We start from the raw sequence: 1,987 nt of genomic DNA on the forward strand, positions 1-1,987 counted from the left end.
AATCAGGGTGTCCAGGGTTCGAGTCCCTGAAGGTGTACCAAAACGGCCCGTTGGTCAAGTGGTTAAGACAGAGGCCTCTCACGCCTTTAACATCGGTTCGAATCCGGTACGGGTCACCAAGGTCTTGACAAGGCATGAGCCTGTAGATATAATACAAGTTGTTTTCGGGGCGACCCGATGACATAAATAGTTGGTGCTGATTAGGGCGAGGGTCCACCCGTTCCCATCCCGAACACGGAAGTTAAGCTCGCTTCTGCCCACAATACTTGGCTGGAAACGGCCCGGAAAGATAGGTAGCGCCAACACTCCTCCTTAGCTCAATGGTAGAGCACGCGGCTGTTAACCGCGGGGTTGTTGGTTCGAGCCCAACAGGGGGAGCCAGAACAGCGCCGCCACATGGTGGCGGCGCTGTTTCCTTTTAAATTTGGCTCAGGGAGTCCAAACGGGCCTTTAGCTCAGTTGGTCAGAGCAGTCGGCTCATAACCGATCGGTCCCGGGTTCGAGTCCCCGAAGGCCCACCATACAGGGGTATAGCTCAGCTGGTAGAGCAGCGGTCTCCAAAACCGCGTGTCGAGAGTTCGAATCTTTCTGCCCCTGCCAGAAAAAACTCTTTACAACAAACGTTGTAAGTGCTATAATTAATTTGTTGAGTCGAAGTGACTCGACACCGTGCGTATACGGCCATGTAGTTCAGTTGGTTAGAACGCCGGCCTGTCACGCCGGAGGTCGAGGGTTCGAGTCCCTTCGTGGTCGCCACTCGCTGCTGTAGCTCAGTAGGTAGAGCGCATCCTTGGTAAGGATGAGGTCGGCAGTTCGAATCTGCCCAGCAGCTCCAAAAAGCATCGAAAACTTTGGTTTTCGGTGCTTTTTTGTTGCAAAAACGCTGAAAATGCTGTGGGTCAAAATGCGGGTCAACTGCCTGACCCACACCGTGACCCACACAACGAAATGTGTAGAAAGATTTAAAGAGCACTGGAGAGGAGGCTTTTGCCTTCTCTCCGGTATTTTTGCGTTTTTACTGCTTACATGACTTGCGCCATGAAGCTGCCCATGGTCTGTGCGGCTTCATCCTGTTTCTGCCTTGTAGCGTGGGTGTAGGTGCGGAGCGTAAAGCCGACGTCGTAGTGACCCAGCATGCTGCTGACGGTTTTCACATCCACACCGTTTTGCAGTGCCATCGTTGCGAAGGTATGTCGGAGATCATGAAATCTGATGTGCGGCAGCCCAGCGTCCTTCAGGATCTTCTTGTGCAGGTTTACGACGGAGTCTGGGTAGTACATCTCACCGGTTGCCGGCGAGGGGAACATGTAGGGATTCTCGGGATGCTTGCCGTGTTCCGCCATCAGCAGGTCGATGGCATCTTGAGGAATGGATATTTTTCTAACCGAAGTTTCCGTTTTGGGACGGGAGAGCGTCAGTTCGCCATTGGGATTCTTCACATATTGTTTGCTGACGGAGATGGTTTTGTTTTGGGTGTCGAGGTCGCTCTAGAGAAGCGCCGTGATCTCGCCCTTTCGCAAGCCCGTGACCAGTTCCAGATAAAACATGGGGAGCAGTCCTCTCCTGTCAGCGGCTTCCAGATAATCCTTGATGTGCTCAGGCGGAAGAATCTGCATTTCGATTTTTTGCACCTTCGGCGCGATGCAGTCCTCGGTCGGGTTCCGCAGGATCAGGCGCTCCTTGACCGCCCGTTCCAAGGCGCTGTGCAGCATGAGATGCAGGCTCCGAACTGTGGTGCTGCTGAGACCGGGATTGCCGTGACCGCTCTTGCGGTCGATGCGACCATTTTCCATCAGATCCTTGTAGAGCTTTTGTAAGTCATGGGCAGTCAACTTTGTCAGTTTGATGCTGCCGATGCGGGGAATCGTGTATGCAGGAGCTCATGAACGACCATGCAGGGCGGCACAAGCTTTCGGACTTTGTCCTGCGCTATCATCACACCACTCACATCCTCGAAATGGGAGAAACGCGCTTTCGGAAGGATTAT

Annotated in this window: 1 protein-coding gene, 6 tRNA genes, 1 rRNA gene and 1 pseudogene; 7 read left to right on the forward strand and 2 right to left on the reverse strand. The window is 53.4% G+C overall.

Going from position 1 to position 1,987, the window contains the following annotated elements; genetic code table 11:
• Nucleotides 1-44 precede the first annotated feature (44 nt).
• The 7 genes from KQI17_RS13285 (at nt 45) to KQI17_RS13315 (ending at nt 835) form a co-directional block, all read left to right on the forward strand.
• A tRNA-Glu gene (locus tag KQI17_RS13285) sits at nt 45-119 on the forward strand.
• 70 nt (nt 120-189) lie between these two features.
• Nucleotides 190-305: ribosomal RNA gene (gene rrf / locus KQI17_RS13290) — 5S ribosomal RNA — on the forward strand.
• Nucleotide 306: 1 nt separating this feature from the next.
• A tRNA-Asn gene (locus KQI17_RS13295) sits at nt 307-381 on the forward strand.
• Between the two features lie 63 nt (nt 382-444).
• Nucleotides 445-521 (forward strand) — tRNA-Ile (locus KQI17_RS13300).
• 3 nt (nt 522-524) lie between these two features.
• Nucleotides 525-600: transfer RNA gene (locus KQI17_RS13305), tRNA-Trp, on the forward strand.
• A gap of 79 nt (nt 601-679) precedes the next feature.
• Nucleotides 680-756 (forward strand) — tRNA-Asp (locus tag KQI17_RS13310).
• 3 nt (nt 757-759) lie between these two features.
• Nucleotides 760-835, forward strand: a tRNA-Thr gene (locus tag KQI17_RS13315).
• 187 nt (nt 836-1,022) lie between these two features.
• On the opposite strand, the pseudogene KQI17_RS13720 reads toward KQI17_RS13315, so the two are convergent.
• A pseudogene (locus KQI17_RS13720) lies at nt 1,023-1,472 on the reverse strand (site-specific integrase); the annotation flags it as partial.
• Nucleotides 1,473-1,487: 15 nt separating this feature from the next.
• Nucleotides 1,488-1,793 (reverse strand): hypothetical protein, encoded by a 306-nt coding sequence (locus KQI17_RS13725; protein WP_253285843.1) that lies wholly within the window; start codon nt 1,791-1,793, stop codon nt 1,488-1,490.
• Between the last annotated feature and the right edge of the window lie 194 nt (nt 1,794-1,987).

The sequence above is a fragment of the Oscillibacter sp. MSJ-31 genome, assembly GCF_018918025.1.
Taxonomy (GTDB): Bacteria; Bacillota; Clostridia; order Oscillospirales; family Oscillospiraceae; genus Hominicoprocola.